Source organism: Clostridium sp. JNZ J1-5, from assembly GCF_053901425.1.
Map to the genome: position 1 here is coordinate 1,072,001 of NZ_CM132773.1, position 16,476 is coordinate 1,088,476.

Below are 16,476 nucleotides of genomic sequence, written 5' to 3' on the forward strand. Positions count from 1 at the left end.
CTTATTTTAGAATACTATTAAATACTTCCTCAACTTTTTGCTGATTATCTGAAATAGCAAACATAATGTAATTACCTTTTTTGATAATAATATGATTTTTTACTTTTTCGTGCTGATCAGGTAAGTATGAACCCCAAATTTTATCAAGCTGCCCTAGTCTTGTATTTATAGCTTTTTCAATATTAGCCATATTGCTCTTATCCTTAAGCTTAAAAATAGCCAATTCATCAGATCTTACATTAATCATTGCTTGGTAAACTACATATTCTGAAACCATGCTTTCATCAAAAGGATAGCCTTCCTGTAACCTTTCACCCGAAACAGGCATCACATGTGAAAATTTAACCTGACTCATAATTTTTTCTCCGATATCCTTAACAGCTACATTTACTTCAGCAGGTTTTTCTGGTTTTGGAGTTGGTTTATTAGGTTTTATAGCTTCCGGAGTTTGTGGCTTTGTGTTATTGGTATTTTGTGTATTTGTATTTCCATTATTTTTAGGTTTAGTAGTTGTTTCTGTTTTTTTATTTGATTGATTCTTATCGGTAGGTTTACTTGGATTTTGAGAGCTATCTTGAGGTTTCTCTGATTTTTCCTTACTTTCCTCTAACTGCTCTTTATCTTTTACTTCATCAGTTTTATTTTGATCTGTTATTTGCTGTTCCTGGTTAGCTGCTACACTTTTATTCTCCTCTTTTTTAGAACACCCAACCGCCGTAGCAATAATTAATAGTGAAAGTAATAAACTAATTTGTTTTTTTAACATTTAAATATGCCTCCTCTTTATGTTTAGTTTAAGTTTTATAAAAATCATTCCTGTATATCCATACATTATATAAAACGAAAAATTATCACAAAAGGTCCGCATAATTTCAATATATTTTAAGTAAATAAAATTTAGCATCCACTTAAACTAAATTTTATATATAAAGTTAACAATACAATAAGTCCTATGAAATAAATAGTTTCATAGGACTTAATCACTTTAAATCTATATATATAATTTAAATATTTACCTTCTTCCAAAAACTTGGAACAAGCAACAACAATATTGGATAAATTTCAAGTCTTCCTATAATCATACATAATGATAGAACTATTTTGCTTAAATATGTAAGTTCTGAATAATTTCCCATAGGTCCCAATATTCCAAAGCCTGGCCCTATATTCCCTAGAGTTCCTGCTACAGCCGAAATAGAAGTAAGTGTATCCCTTCCCTCTAGGGAAATAACGAAAACAGCCATAAGAAATATAAATAAATACATAAAGAAAAATGACAGTACTTCCATCAATGTTTCTTCCTCTACTGATTTACCACCAAACTTTACAGTATATACTGCTCTAGGATGTATTATTTTTAATAGTTCTCTTCTCATGATTTTAAAGAGAAATAATATTCTAATATTCTTTATTCCTCCTCCTGTAGAACCGGCACAGCCTCCTACAAACATCAAAGACAATAAAATCATCTTACTAAAGGTTGGCCATTGATTAAAATCTGTGGTGGCATAACCAGTAGTAGTTATAATAGAAGCAACTTGGAAGGATGAGTGCCTTAAAGATTCCCCTATGCTTTTAAAAATGTTTCCATGAATGTTAATAGTTATTAGAATTATAGAAATAAGGACTATTCCCATATAAAGCTTAAATTCTTCATCTTTAAAAATGTTTTTTATACTACCTTTTAATGCAGCATAATAAAGTGAAAAATTTACACCACAAGCTAACATAAAGAATGTAATTATAACTTCAATATATATGTTATTGTAATATCCTATACTTAATCCCTTAATTGAAAATCCACCTGTACCCACAGTTCCAAAACTATGTACTAAAGAATCATAAAATGGCATACCTGCTATTTTAAGCAGTATAACTTGGATAACTGTAATTACAAAATAAATTCCATATAAAATTTTCGCAGTTTTCCCTACTTTAGGTACTAATTTTCCTGGAGTGGGCCCTGGACTTTCAGCTTTCATAATTTGAAGGCTCCTAGCTCCTATAGATGGTAATATAGCTAAAGTCATTACTAGTACCCCCATACCACCAATCCAATGGGTAAAGCTTCTCCAAAATAATATTCCCTTAGGAAGAGCCTCCACATCAGTCAATATACTAGCTCCAGTAGTTGTAAGCCCGGAACTTGCTTCAAAGAAACTATCCACAATTGAAGGTATTGCTCCACTAAATACAAAAGGTAGGGCGCCAAAAAAAGAAATTAAAAGCCATCCAATCGCTACAATTGCAAAGCCATCTCTTGCATATATATTTTTACTTTTGGGTTTAGTTGTTGCAGCTATAATTCCAAAAGCAAGTAGCATAACAATGGTAATAATGAAAGCACTAGCATCATTTTGCCCATATATAAAAGCCACTAGAAGTGACGGAACCATTGCCACTGCTTCACATATTAATAATATCCCCAAGCTTCTTAATACCATTCCAAAGTTCATCGTATATTCCTCCATCTAAGCCAGTAGTTAGGTCATTTAAACTGCAGATATTTTTATCTTTAGTAATAACAATAACTCTATCCCCACTCATTATAGTATCATTACCATGAGGAATGATAATTTGATTATCTCTAACTATGGTTGCTATAATAACATCATCTTTAAATTTTATATCTTTTAATGGAGTATTTATGATTTTATTATTTTCATCTGCTATAAACTCCAATACTTCAGCTTTTCCATCAACTATTCTATATAGCGCCTGTATATTATTCCCTCTTACATATTTTAATATCTGATTTGTAGTAATAGCTTTAGGACAAATTGTTCTATCAATCCCTAAGTTATTCATAATATTTGTATAGTTAGTTCTGCTTATTTTAGAAATAACATTTTTTACTCCCTTTTGTTTAACTAATAGTGAGGATAATAGATTTTCCTCATCAATACCTGTTACTGCTATAAATGCATCCATATCATTTATATTCTCAGATAAGAGTAGTTCTTCATCTGTACCATCAGCATTAATAATAAGAGCCTTAGGAAGAAGTTCTGAAAGTTCTAAGCAGCGCTCTTTATCAATTTCAATAATTTTTACCTTCATACCTATATCTAATAAAATATTAGTTAAATAATAAGCAATTCTTCCTCCCCCAAGAATCATAATATTTTTTAATTCATATGGAGAAGTACCTGCCCACTGAGAAAAACTGCTAATACTAGCTGTTCTTCCAATGACATGAATTATATCATTTTCCTGAAATATAAAATCACCTTTAGGAACAATTACTTCATTATCTCTTATAACTAAGCCCACTAATACAGAAGCATCAATATTATGTAAAACTTCTTTTAAGGGTTTACCTAAAATAAGCATATCATTTGATATTTTAAACTGAACCATTTTAACCCTGCCTTTAGCAAAGCTTTCCACATTTATAGCTGAAGGAAATTTAAGAGTTTGTGCAATTTCATCTGCTGCAGCTAATTCAGGATTAATAACCATCTCCAACTCCAATTGCTCTTTTAGCAGTGAAAGTTCTCTAGCATACTCAGGATCTCTAACTCTTGCAATGGTGTGGGCTGCTTTAAGCTTTTTAGCTGTGAGGCAGCAAACCATATTTATTTCATCGCTATCAGTAACCGCAATAAGCAAATCTGCATTGCTTACTCCTGCTTTCATTAAAGTACTAGTACTAACTCCATTTCCTCTAATGCATAAAACATCTAAATTTTCTTCCGCTCTTTTTAGCACTTGAAGATTTTTATCTATAATTACTATACTGTGATTCTCACTTGCTAGATTTTCTGCTAAATTATATCCAACCTTTCCTGCCCCAATGATTATAATATTCATGAGTTCCTCCTGTCTTTTACGGTCCGTTATTAATATATATAAAGTAATTATACAATAAAAAATAAGACAGGTAATTCCAATTTATCTGCCTTATTTCATGTTACTCTATGTTATTTTGTATTTATCTGTAGTTTCTTAATATTTCCTTAAATTATAACTAGCTGTCATAAAATCTAGATTATTCTTAAGGTGCTGTTTTTATTAATTCTCTTTATATTAATTCACTAATTTTTATATCATCTTAGTCTCTGTTTTTAGCCATTCTTTTTCTTCTTTATTTAAATATGGTGACAATTTTTCATATACATTTTTGTTATAATTATTTAACCATTCTATTTCATTTTTAGTTAACAGCTCTTTATCTATTCCTTCAATATCAATAGGGCAATATGTAATAGCTTCAAATTTCATAAACTGTCCAAACTCTGTCTTTTCATCTTCAACTACCAGCATCATATTTTCAGTTCTAATTCCATGCTTGCCTTCTTTATATATTCCAGGTTCATTAGTGATAATCATGCCTTTTTCTAGTTTTATATCATTAGGTACTTGGCTGAATCTTTGTGGTCCTTCATGGACATTCAAGAAAAATCCTACTCCATGGCCTGTACCACATTTATAATCTAGTCCTTGTTCCCAGATTGGTCTTCTTGCTAATACATCTAAATTAGATCCTGTAGCCCCATATAAAAATTTAACAGTATCAAGTCCAATATATGCTTTTAATACTAATGTAAAATCTCTCTTTTCTTCATTAGTAAGTTTTCCAAGTACTATAGTTCTTGTAATATCTGTTGTACCATCAAAATATTGTCCACCTGAATCAACTAATAGGAAGCCTTCTTTTTCTAATTTATAATCTGTATCCTTGTTTGCTTTATAATGCATCATAGCTGCATGATCTTTATAACCTGCTATAGTGTCAAAACTTACATTAACAAAATTCTCTTGCTCACTTCTAAATCCATGAAGCTTTTCTGATGCTGAAATTTCTGTTATTGTTTCATTTTCTCCGCAAGTCTTTAGCCATTTTATAAACTTCACCATGGCCACTCCATCTTTTATTTGGCAGCCTTTTAAATTTTCTATTTCAGTTTCATTTTTAACAGCTTTTAATTTAGTAGTGATATTAGCTTGTTCTACTTTTTCAACCTTTTCATCAATTGCATTATATAGCCCAATGCTTGTTTTAATAGGATCAAACATAACAACATCTCTATCTTTAATATTACTTAAAAACTTTGCTACTTCTTGATAACTTCTTATTTCAATACCTTCTTTTTCAAGCTCTAATTTTACTCTATCAGCTATCTTTGAAGGATTAATGAATAAATGACATTTATCTTCTGATACTATTACATGAGATATTGCTACTGGATTATTTGGTACATCTTCTCCTCTTATATTTAGAAGCCATGCAATGTCATCTAAGGAACTTAATAAATAGTAGTTTGAAATTTGTCTTTTCATTTCCTTTCTTACTTTATCTAGCTTTTCTCCTGCAGACATTCCTGCATATTTTACATCATGTAAGAATATTGGATGTGAAGGTATTTGTGGTCTATCCTCCCAAATTCCATTTATTAAATCTTCATCTATTTTCAATGTTATTCCCTTTGATTTAAATGCTTTTTTCATATCTTTAACCATATCCACTGAAAATACATTTCCATCAAAACCAACAACACTTCCATCTTTAAGATTATCTCTTAACCACTCTATATAAGAAGGCACTCCTGGGTCTACAGCTCTAAATAATCTTATTCCAGAACCCTGTAGTTGTTTTTCAGCTTGAATATAGTACCTTCCATCTGTCCAAAGTCCTGCATCATTCAATGTAATAACTACAGTACCTGCTGAACCTGTAAAGCCTGATATCCACTGCCTGCATTTCCAATGTTCTGCTACATATTCACTTTGATGAGCATCAAAACTAGGAACTATATAGGCATCCATGTTGTTTTTTTTCATAAGTTGTCTTAAATCTTCAATTCTCTTTTTAATCGTCATATATTACCTCTCCATTTCCTTTTATAACTTACCTCTTTCAGAGTTACATTTTATTAGTTATAAAATTTTTAGTTTTCCTCCCTATATCTATAGCTTTATCTTTTTTGTGCACATGACTATTATACAGCTTATAAATATAATTTGGATATATTTATGAAGTACTTTTAGAATAAAAATAACCATGTAAAAATACATGGTCTACTCAATACTTAGTCCTATAGATTTTATAAGTTCAATGTCATCTTTTATTTTGTTTCCAGATGTAGTTAAGTAGTTTCCAGTTATAGTAGCTGAAGCTCCAGCTTTAAAGGCCATTTCTCCATTGTTATTAAGATATGCCCTTCCCCCTGCAATTCTTATTGATGCCTTTGGATTTATAAACTTAAATATAGCTATTGTCCTTAGTATATCTTCTTCCTTTATCGGTTTTATATTTTCTAATGGAGTTCCTTTTACAGGCATAAGTATATTTATAGGAATACAGCTAACCTCTAAATCTCTAAGCTGTAAAGCTAAATCTATCCTATCTTTCATAGTCTCACCCATGCCTATAATCCCCCCAGAGCAGAGATCAAGTCCGGCTCTTTTAGCTGCCTTTAGAGTATCTATTCTTTCATCATAAGAATGAGTACTGCATATTTCTGAATAATATTCTCTGCTGGTTTCTAAGTTATGATGATACCTGTTAACCCCAACTTCCTGCAACTTTTTCAACTGCTCTTCATCAATTATTCCAAGAGATGCACAAAGGCTTATACTTGAGTCTTCTTTTAATCTTTTATATATATTAACTGCCTTATTAAGCTCTTCATCATTAAGTCCTCTTCCGGAGGTAACCAAAGAGAATCTATGAACCCCTTCTTTTTCATTTTCTAGTGCCATCTTTAAAATTTCATTGTATTCCATCAATGAATAGCTACTCACTTCTGTATTATAATGAGCTGATTGTGCACAAAATTTACAGTCTTCAGAACATTTTCCACACTTTGCATTTATAATTGAACACAAATCCACTACATTACCGTTGAAAACTTTTCTTAATTTATCAGCACCTTGAAGCAATTCTTCTAAATTTCCACGAATAATTTCTAGTGCTTCTTCCTTTGAAATTAAATAATCTTCTTCTATTATTTTTTTTACTAAACCCCATATCATATTCTTTCCCCCTATTTTCATACTTTTATCCATTTGTAAACTTATAATTCATTTTGCATTTACAAATATGATAATATTAAATCATTTTATTTGTCAACCTATTTTATTTTTTAAGTTTACAATTTATTTTAAGATAATTGCTATTTAAAATTATAAGACTCCCTTTTTTTATAAGGGAGCCTTATAGCTGCTAATCTAAACCATCTCACTCTTTTTTGAGAGCTTATCATACATTTTTTCTTGTTGCCTTGTGGTAAATTGAAAGTATACTTCAGTATTTGAAACGGCTTTATGGCCTAACCACCATTGAAGCTCCTTTATATCCATATCTGATTCAGCAAGATGAACAGCTGTGGTATGTTTTATAGCGTGGAAATGATGCTTTGTGGTGTCTTCAATTCCTGCTTCTCTGCAATATCTTTTCATAAGATAGTCAAGAGTTTGTCTAGATATAGGCTTCTTCTCTTGGCTTTTGAATAACACATCGTATGTGTTTGTAATATTATATTTTTCAATATACCTAGAAAGTGCTGTTTGGGTTTTTTCGTCTAATCTTATAGTATTGCTCTTACTTCCTTTAAGTCTTTGGCAAAATATTTCCCATTTTTTAGCGTTGTAGTGTTCTAATTTAATTAGTGCAACTTCTGATGCTCTTAGTCCACATCTGTATGCCACTCTGAATATTGCTAAGTCTCTTACAGCATGTAAACTCTTAGAATTTTCAATTGTATCTAGAAGCTTCTTCATATCGTTCTGTGTTAAGTACTTTATAGTTTCCTGAGTGCTTCTTGCCATGTCTCTCTCCCTTCCCCAAAGTTGTACAAAATAAATATTTTGTACTAATATCATATAATCCTATTTGTAAAAAGTCAAAACTTTAAAATACTAATTAAAGTGCATGTAAATTAAGTATTATTTTTTAATATTCAAAATTACATATACTCAAATTATTAATTTACTACATATTTTCAAAAAACTTTTACTTAAAAATTCACAGTAAAATTTTATTTTAGGAGGGAATTTTCATGATGAATTTACTTGGAAAATTTAAAGTAAGAACAAAATTACTATTATCATTTTTAATTGTATCTTTTTTCATAGGTATTGTTGGTTTTATCAGCATAAGTAAGCTAGATACTATCAATAATAATGGCAACGAGATGTATTCTAATCATCTAATATCCATCAATTTACTAAATGATGTAAATCAGCAGCTTCTCAAATTTCGTGGTGATACTTTAGACCTTTTATATAATAAAAATTCAAATAAAGAAAATTTACTAAAGAACCTACAGAATTATATTAAAAATTATGAAAAAGACATAGATGAATATAGTAAATTAAATCTTGATGAGGAAGAAAAGAAGCTTTATACAGATTTTAAAGTACACATGGACGAATATAAAAAACAACAAATTCATTTGGTAGGCTTAATTAATGAAAATAAAATTGATGAAGCAATAAATTACTTATCTACTGTGTCAGCAAGTAGAGAAGAGGCTCACAAAATTGTTGAAGAACTCATATCTTTCAATATTGAGTCTGCTAAAAAAGCTAATAGTAATAATACTTTAACATTTAATAAAGCTAAAAACATTGTACTTGGCTTCATAGTGGGAGGACTTATTATTGCAGTTTTGTTAGGATTACTTATTACAAAAAACATTTCAACAGCTTTAAAAACTATCCAAATGTTTGCTAAAAAGCTGTCTGAATACGATTTTGAAAAACCTATAAATATTACTTGGAAAGATGAGTTTGCAGAAACATGTGCATCATTAAATACAGCTCAAGATAACGTTAAAATATTAATCAGAGAAATTATTAATAAGTCTCAAAATTTGAGTGCTTCCTCAGAAGAACTCTTTGCAACAGTCGAAGAAATGAGTGCAAAACTTGAATCCATAGATAGGTCAACAAAAGAAATTGCAGGAGGATCTCAAGAGGTAAGTGCTTCTGCTGAAGAGATTACAGCCTCTGTAGAAGAAGTAAACTCCAGCATAAATGAGATGTCTCAAAAAGCTCTAGACGGAAGTAACAATGCAAATCAATTTAAAGAAAGAGCATTAAACATTAAAGAAAACGGTGAAACTCAAGAAAAAGCTATTTTAAATATATATCAAGAGAGAGAAAAAATGATTTTAGGTTCCATAGAAGATGGTAAAGTAGTAGAAGAAATTAAAGTTATGGCTGATACTATTTCAAGCATTGCAGAACAAACAAACTTACTTGCGTTAAATGCTGCAATAGAAGCTGCAAGAGCTGGAGAACAAGGCAAAGGTTTTGCTGTAGTTGCTGAAGAAGTTAGAAAGCTTGCAGAGCAATCATCACAAGCAGTATCAAACATCCAGTTGACTATAACTCAAGTACAAAGTGCATTTAAAAATCTAACGGAAAATAGTAGTGAAATATTGAACTTTATGACGGAAGAAGTTACACCTCAATTTACGTCATTTGTTAATAGTGGAAGCAAATTATATACAGATGCTGATTATGTAAGCAAAATGTCAGAGGATTTGGCTTCTATATCTGAGGAACTTTCAGCTACAGTAAATCAAGTAAATGTAGCAGTGCAAAACATGTCTACTTCAGCACAGTCATCCTCAGAAGGAACTATAGATATATTAAATAGCCTTAACGAAACCAATCAGGGAATGGAGCAAATATCCATAACAGCTCAAAGTCAAGCTCAATTAGCTGAGAGCTTAAATGAGTTAATTCAAAAGTTCAAAATAGATTAATAGAACTTTCATGTAGTCATACCTTAATAAACCAAAAATAAAAATCTGACATCTTATAATTATAAGTGTCAGATTTTTATTTTTGACTATTTATTCAAAAGGATTAAATTTTATAGCTGCTTTATATAGATAAGGATATTTAATCTTAATATGTTTTAAATATCCTACCCATTGTATAGTTATAGATTTATAAACTCTAATTACATCGTCTTGTAGATGTTCTAAATCCTCCTTGTTTATACCGCTGCTTTTTCTAAAGCCTATTTCATCTGCAAGGTGAGCCACTGCCATAAGCAATTCTGAAAAAGACTGGTGTTCAAGAATATTTTCATTGCTTATAAAACTGATTATCAAGCTTTTGTTTTTAGACAGTATTGTTTCTAATTCTTCAATATCTATCTTGTAGATGTCTAACTTATGTTCATGCTGCTTAATTTTTTTTTCAACTTGCCTTAAATCATCTAAATCTTCAATAACTCCTTTTGCAGTATCATCTCCTTGGATTATTACATTCATAAGTTTGCAACCCATTTCATTAAAGAAGAGTCCCACTATCATATTAAGTTTATCCATTATTCTTATCCTATCTCTTCTCTCAAGTATATTGTCAAATACAAGAGTTACAATTAGAATATTTATAGGTATAAAGGATATATCTAGAAATGTATAGTACATTGTATCTTTGAATTGTCCAAAGACACGGTAATGGATATAGTATAATACCCCTGAAAGTAATATTAGTCCAAAAGCTACAGCAAAAATTTCTTTTATTTTTTTCAAAATTTCACATCCTATCATAAAAGTATAATTATTATGGGAATTTACCACTTTATAATTATATTATCATGTTATTTCTTTATCAAGAAAATAATAGTTATATCTGCCATTAGTAACATAAGTATTTTGCGAAGCAATTTTTTAGTGAATAACTAATAGTGAAAAGTGAATAGTGATGGATATTTTTCTCCGCTTTGCTACGAAAAATTTTAATTTTATTTAATTTGTTAAATTTAGTTGCCTTATCGATAATTCCTTTAACGAAGCCAAACATTTGTTTTCCTATAATTAAAACTTTTCTTAATGCCAATGGAGAAGTGTAAGAATTATATCAATTGACTTACTAAAAAAGCGCAAAGCGCTTAACCCGATAAGATGTCAGGGTTTTAGGCGTAGCCTTTTGAATTTATGCTAATACCTCCTGATTACAATTAATTAAGGTATATAAGAAGAATCCTAGACTTCAGAGGAGATTTGTAACTCCAAGTGAAGTTTATTAAAAGAATTATTAGGAGTTTTACTCCTTAGAAATATTTATCTATTATATATAACTATTAAAAAACAGTTTTGAAAAATATCAACATGCTATCGCATTTATTTATAGTAATTTTTTAAGTTTTACTCAATAATACTTACTTAGTAACTTTACAGTGTGACTACGCCAGGCAAAATTATCATTTTGCTTTTTGAAGTCCTATTAGTACTTACTGTGTTAATTATTAGTTGTAACTAATTAAGGCATGTAAGATTACTGACTAACATATATGTATCAATTGAAGAAACTTTGAAGGAATAACTAGTAGTACTTAAGACTGCTGTTTTAAAAATTCGTAATTGTGCTCAAGGACGAGCACAGCCCACTCCCCCACAGGACGTGGGATGGAGCGGGGTAGAATTTTTGAATAAAGCAGCCTTTAGTACTACTCTATGAACTGAAGGTTTCTCAATGATATATATATGCGTTAGCAAGTAATCTTACATGCGGCCATTTTGTCGCAACTTATTTATGCTCCCAAATGAAGTAGTTATATTTTAGTAGTTCCATAGATAAAACCCTAAATCCTCTGTACTCTAATTTAACTCTTTTGTTAATTTTCTGTTATAGTGGTATACTAGATATAGGTATTATATTAGAGAAAAGTAAAATAGAAGGAGATTGTATGCATTGAAGAAAAATTATAATATGAAAAAGACGATATCTATGAAAAGATTTATTTCAGAATTTGGAGAAAATTTCTCTCAACATATGAAAAAACGATTAATGGAATTAGAGGTAAGATCAGTTTTAACAAGAAAAGAAATTGACTATAGACTTGATCTTAAACATGTTGAACATACTAAATATCCTTGTGATCTTGGTTTTGAGGATGATGATATAACTGAAAAGGAATACGCTTATGGACAATTTGTAGTTGTTGATGGTAATTTATATTTCTCAGAAAAATGTGAAGAAAATGAGAAGGTTATGGAGTCTCCAGTTGTAGATACTATATTTAATTCTTTGAGTAGTAGAGGTATAATTTTCGATTCAGATATTAGATCAAAAGTTATAGATGATAATAACATTGATTATTTAATAGATACTTTATTAACTGCGTGTCCTAAAGTATCACAAAAACATTTAGACATTGTAAAAGGAATGATATACCGTGCTGAAAAGTAGGATAATAATTTTTTTTAAAAAACTACTTGCATATTAATTATATATATATTATAATTAATAAATTATTAAGAAATAATTTTTCTTATAGAATAGTTGCAAAGTACAATTTATAAAGTTATTGTTTTTCAGATATTAGAGATACATGAAATTTAGAAAACTGAACGAATCTTTTAATATACCATTCTCAAAGTCTTCAAATTCCACATTCTAATTTAACCCCTGATAGTAAAAATTTTATTCCCGTTTTGTACTAAATATACTTTCTTGTTAGTATAATATTTTGTTGTGACATTTCTATAGGAAGTATAATAGGAGGTACTAGAATGAACGTTAGAAAAATTTTCATAATTACTGAAGATGTTATTGAAGAATGTTTAGCCGACTCAATAGGAGAATAATTAATAATATCTATAAAAGCTCTCAATGCTATTTAGCATTGAGAGCTTTTATTATTGTTTTACTTCTGACCAAACCTTATCAAAATTTGTTATTTTTGATCCTATATCTTCTAAATATTCACCTTTTTTCACTTCTTCTTCTGGAGGATAAACTGCCTTATCTCCCATTATTTCTTTATCTATAAATGGATAAGCTGCTATATTAGGATTTCCATAAGGGAAGCTTCGAGAAATTTCTGCTGATATTTCTGGCTCCATTATAAAGTTTATAAATAGTTCTGCAGCTTGAGTATTTTTTGAAGTTTTAGGTATTACAAAATTATCCTGTTGAAGAAATAGTCCTTCTTTAGGTATTACATATTTAACATTAGGATTGTCTCTTTTAGCAAGGGCTCCTTCAGCTCCCCAAGCAAATATAACTTTTGATTCACCGTTAATAAGGCTAGTCTTTGGACTATCGCTATCATATGCCTTAATATTAGGTTGAAGCTTCTTAAGCTCTACCTTAGCCTTTGCTAAAGCTTCTGGAGAAGTTTCATTTATAGAATATCCTAATTTTTTTAGTGTTATACCTATAATTGCTCTTTCATCATCTAACACTGTTAATGAGTTTTTAAATTCACTCTTCCATAGGTCACTATAACCTTTTATAGCTCCTTCTGGCACTTTTGAGCTGTCATAAGCTATTATTCCGGCAAGCCACATATAAGGGACACTGTATTTATTTTCTCTATCAAAAGGTAAATTTAAATATTGAGGTCCTATATTTTTTAGGTTTGGTAAATTACTCTTATTTATTTCTTTAATTAAGTTTTGTTTTTTCAGAATTTCAACCATAAAATCACTGGCTACAGCAATATCGTAGTTTTCTCCACCAGCCATTAATTTTGCAAGCATCTCTTCATTAGATGAAAATGTACTATAATTAACCTTTATATTATAGGTTTCCTCAAATTTATCAATAACCGATTGAGGAAGATACTCAGACCAGTTAAATACATTTAGCTCTTGCTTTGGTCCTTGATTACTTTTAGCAAAATTCCAAATACCAAAAGTCATTCCTGAAGCTATAAATACTATAGAAAGTATTACTGCTCCTATTTTTTTCATATTTAAATTAACATTTTTTAATACTGCTGATAATCCTACAACAACAAATGTAAATAATATAATTATTGTTGATAATGCATTAATTTCAGGTGTTACACCAAACTTAACCATTGAAAATACCTTCAGTGGAAGAGTTGTATTTCCAGCTCCTGCAACGAAGAAACTTATTATTACATCATCTAAGGACAATGTAAATGCAAGTAATCCTCCTCCAATAACTCCAGGCATAATTATAGGAAGTGTAACATAAAAGAAAGTTTTTAATGGTGTAGCTCCTAAATCTAAAGCTGCCTCTTCTACAGAATTATCAAATCCATCTAATCTTGTTTTTACAACTGCTACTACATAAGCGATACTAAAGGTTACATGGGCTATAATTAACGCTACTCTTCCTAATGGTAGTTTCACAATAGAAAAAAAAGCAAGTAGTGATATACCCATAACTATTTCTGGTATTACTAGTGGTACATTTAAAACTGAATCTATTAGATTTTTACCTTTAAATTTATATTTGTAAAGTCCTATTGCAGCTAATGTTCCTATAATAACTGCTATTACAGTACTTATAGCTGCCACAATAAGAGAATTTTTAACAGCTTCTAATATTCCTGCATTATGCATTAGACTCTTATACCATTTAAAAGTAAATCCTGTCCATACTACATTTAACTTTGATTCATTAAATGAAAATACTATAAGAACCATTATAGGAATATAGAGAAACATATACATCAAAAAAGCATATATGGATTTAAATACTTTTCCTTTTTTCTTCATCTTCTAGAACACCTCCCACTTGTCCTTATTACTGTTAGACTTAGTGTAATAGAAGATTACTATAACCATTACAATCATAAGAATAACTGAAAAAGCTGATCCAAAAGGCCAGTCTCTTGCTGTTAAGAACTGGTTCTTTATAAGATTACTCATAAGTACTACCTTGCTGCCCCCCATAAGATCAGTTATGAAGAATAATCCAAGTGTAGGAACAAACACTAGTAGAGAACCTGATAATATTCCTCCCTTTGTTAGTGGTAGAGTAACTTTTAAAAATTTATCTACTGGACCAGCTCCCAAATCGTCTGCCGCTTCTAATAGTGCCATATCCAATTTTTCTATTGAAGCATAAAGAGGCAGAACCATAAATGGAAACATCATATAAAGCATACCTATCATAACTGCAAAATTATTATACATCATATGAAGAGGTGCTTTAATCAATCCTATATTTAATAGAATAGTATTAATTATTCCTTCAGTTCTTAATAGGATTATCATGGCATAAGTTCTAACTAAAGAATTTGTCCAAAATGGTAGTATTATTAATAATAAAAGTATTGGTTTTATCTTTTTATCTGCTTTAGCAATTATAAATGCAAATGGATATCCAAAAATTAAGCATATTATAGTGGTTCCTAAGCTTATTAAAAATGACTTCAAAAATATAACCACATATAGCTTATTAGCTATTCTAGCATAATTGCTCAAAGTAAAACTAAATATAACATCCCCTGCTTCCCCTCTTGTACAGAAGCTTACAACTAGGATTAAGAAAAGAGGTACTATAAAAAACATCAGCATCCAAATACTCACAGGTAACATTGTTGCAAATAAACCTGATTTGTTTCTAAGGGAAAATTTACTCTTCATCTATCTTCCCCCTTATGCCTTGATAACTACAGTATGAGTTGGATTCCAAGTTACAAATAGTTCTTCACTTTCCTCTTTAAAGGTAAAGTTCTGTCCTATTGGTTCATTTACTACAATTTCTTTTCCGTTTTTAAGAACCATAACAGTTTTCATATTGGCTCCTACATAAATTCTTTCCTTCAACTTACATTGAAGCCACACATCACCTTCTTCAGGCTGATATTTAATCTTTATTCTCTCTGGTCTTACGGAGACTGTAAATTTATCACCTAAATCATAATTTTCATTTGGAATTCTAATTATGTCTTGCTCTTGTTCTAAATGAAGTAATACTTCAGTTTCTTTTATTTTTATTGCCTCCCCTTCTAGGATGTTTGTCTCCCCTAAAAAGTCAGCAACGAATTTAGTCTTAGGTTTTTCATAAAGTTCTTCTGGTGTTCCTACCTGCTCTATGATACCTTTATTCATAACTACTATTCTATCTGACATAGTTAAAGCTTCTTCTTGATCGTGAGTTACAAAAATAAAAGTTATACCTAGCTTTCTTTGAAGATACTTAAGTTCTAATTGCATCTGTTTGCGCAGTTTCAAATCAAGAGCGCCTAACGGCTCGTCCAGCAGTAAAACCTTTGGATTATTTATAAGAGCTCTAGCAATAGCTACACGCTGCATTTGACCACCACTTAGCTGAGATGTGGTTCTACTTTCATACCCTTCCAGTTGAACGATTTTGAGCATTTCCAATACTCTCTTGTTAACTTCTTCCTTTGGCACCTTTTTCATCTTTAATCCAAAGGCTATATTGTCAAAAATATTCATGTGCGGAAATAGTGCATAATTTTGAAATACCGTGTTTACACATCTTTCATGTGGAGACTTATTCGTGATATTCTCTCCGTCTATTATTATTTCCCCACTAGTAGGCGTTTCAAAGCCAGCAATCATTCTTAATGTTGTAGTCTTTCCACAACCACTGGGACCTAATAAGGTCAAAAATTCTCCTTTTCTAATCTCAAGGTTTAAGTTATCAATTACTGTAGACTCTTGATCATAGCTTTTACAAACATCTAACAATTGAACAAAAACATCCCCTGTCACACCGTAACAACTCCTTTACTTTAAATATGTTTAGTAAAAAGAAAAACCCCTTATGGCATAG

General features: G+C 30.3%; 12 protein-coding genes. 2 read left to right on the top strand and 10 right to left on the bottom strand.

The window, feature by feature from the left end; translation table 11 throughout:
- Position 1: 1 nt before the first annotated feature.
- The 6 genes from ACWW38_RS05165 to ACWW38_RS05190 form a co-directional block, all read right to left on the bottom strand.
- Entirely contained in the window at positions 2-766 is a 765-nt protein-coding gene (locus tag ACWW38_RS05165; protein WP_456259740.1) for a DUF4358 domain-containing protein, read from the bottom strand.
- Positions 767-1,004: 238 nt separating this feature from the next.
- Complete coding sequence (locus ACWW38_RS05170) at positions 1,005-2,456, bottom strand: TrkH family potassium uptake protein (RefSeq protein WP_456259741.1); 1,452 nt, start codon at positions 2,454-2,456, stop codon at positions 1,005-1,007.
- Positions 2,407-3,813 (bottom strand): Trk system potassium transporter TrkA, encoded by a 1,407-nt coding sequence (gene trkA, locus ACWW38_RS05175; RefSeq protein ID WP_456259742.1) that lies wholly within the window; start codon positions 3,811-3,813, stop codon positions 2,407-2,409. Before trkA ends, ACWW38_RS05170 begins: the two co-directional genes overlap by 50 nt.
- A gap of 231 nt (positions 3,814-4,044) precedes the next feature.
- Complete coding sequence (locus tag ACWW38_RS05180; RefSeq protein ID WP_456259743.1) at positions 4,045-5,823, bottom strand: aminopeptidase P family protein; 1,779 nt, start codon at positions 5,821-5,823, stop codon at positions 4,045-4,047.
- A gap of 198 nt (positions 5,824-6,021) precedes the next feature.
- Positions 6,022-6,978, bottom strand: a complete 957-nt coding sequence (gene bioB, locus ACWW38_RS05185) for a biotin synthase BioB (RefSeq protein ID WP_456259744.1) — start codon at positions 6,976-6,978, stop codon at positions 6,022-6,024.
- Positions 6,979-7,173: 195 nt separating this feature from the next.
- Entirely contained in the window at positions 7,174-7,773 is a 600-nt protein-coding gene (locus tag ACWW38_RS05190; RefSeq protein ID WP_456259745.1) for a tyrosine-type recombinase/integrase, read from the bottom strand.
- Between the two features lie 230 nt (positions 7,774-8,003).
- On the opposite strand from ACWW38_RS05190, the gene ACWW38_RS05195 reads away from it, so the two are divergent.
- Positions 8,004-9,719 (top strand): methyl-accepting chemotaxis protein, encoded by a 1,716-nt coding sequence (locus ACWW38_RS05195; protein WP_456259746.1) that lies wholly within the window; start codon positions 8,004-8,006, stop codon positions 9,717-9,719.
- Positions 9,720-9,809: 90 nt separating this feature from the next.
- On the opposite strand, the gene ACWW38_RS05200 is transcribed toward ACWW38_RS05195, so the two are convergent.
- The gene (locus ACWW38_RS05200) at positions 9,810-10,499 is read right to left on the bottom strand and encodes a hypothetical protein (RefSeq protein ID WP_456259747.1); all 690 of its coding nucleotides are present in this window, start codon (positions 10,497-10,499) and stop codon (positions 9,810-9,812) included.
- Positions 10,500-11,661: 1,162 nt separating this feature from the next.
- On the opposite strand from ACWW38_RS05200, the gene ACWW38_RS05205 reads away from it, so the two are divergent.
- Positions 11,662-12,159 (top strand): hypothetical protein, encoded by a 498-nt coding sequence (locus tag ACWW38_RS05205; protein WP_456259748.1) that lies wholly within the window; start codon positions 11,662-11,664, stop codon positions 12,157-12,159.
- A 449-nt stretch (positions 12,160-12,608) separates the two neighbouring features.
- On the opposite strand, the gene ACWW38_RS05210 is transcribed toward ACWW38_RS05205, so the two are convergent.
- The 3 genes from ACWW38_RS05210 to ACWW38_RS05220 are packed head-to-tail and all read right to left on the bottom strand — an operon-like array spanning position 12,609 to position 16,415.
- Complete coding sequence (locus tag ACWW38_RS05210; protein ID WP_456259749.1) at positions 12,609-14,444, bottom strand: extracellular solute-binding protein; 1,836 nt, start codon at positions 14,442-14,444, stop codon at positions 12,609-12,611.
- A gap of 3 nt (positions 14,445-14,447) precedes the next feature.
- A complete protein-coding gene (locus ACWW38_RS05215; RefSeq protein WP_456259750.1) occupies positions 14,448-15,317 on the bottom strand; it encodes an ABC transporter permease in 870 nt (289 codons plus the stop codon).
- A gap of 12 nt (positions 15,318-15,329) precedes the next feature.
- On the bottom strand, positions 15,330-16,415 hold the full coding sequence (locus tag ACWW38_RS05220) for an ABC transporter ATP-binding protein (protein WP_456259751.1): 1,086 nt from the start codon (positions 16,413-16,415) through the stop codon (positions 15,330-15,332).
- Positions 16,416-16,476 lie beyond the last annotated feature (61 nt).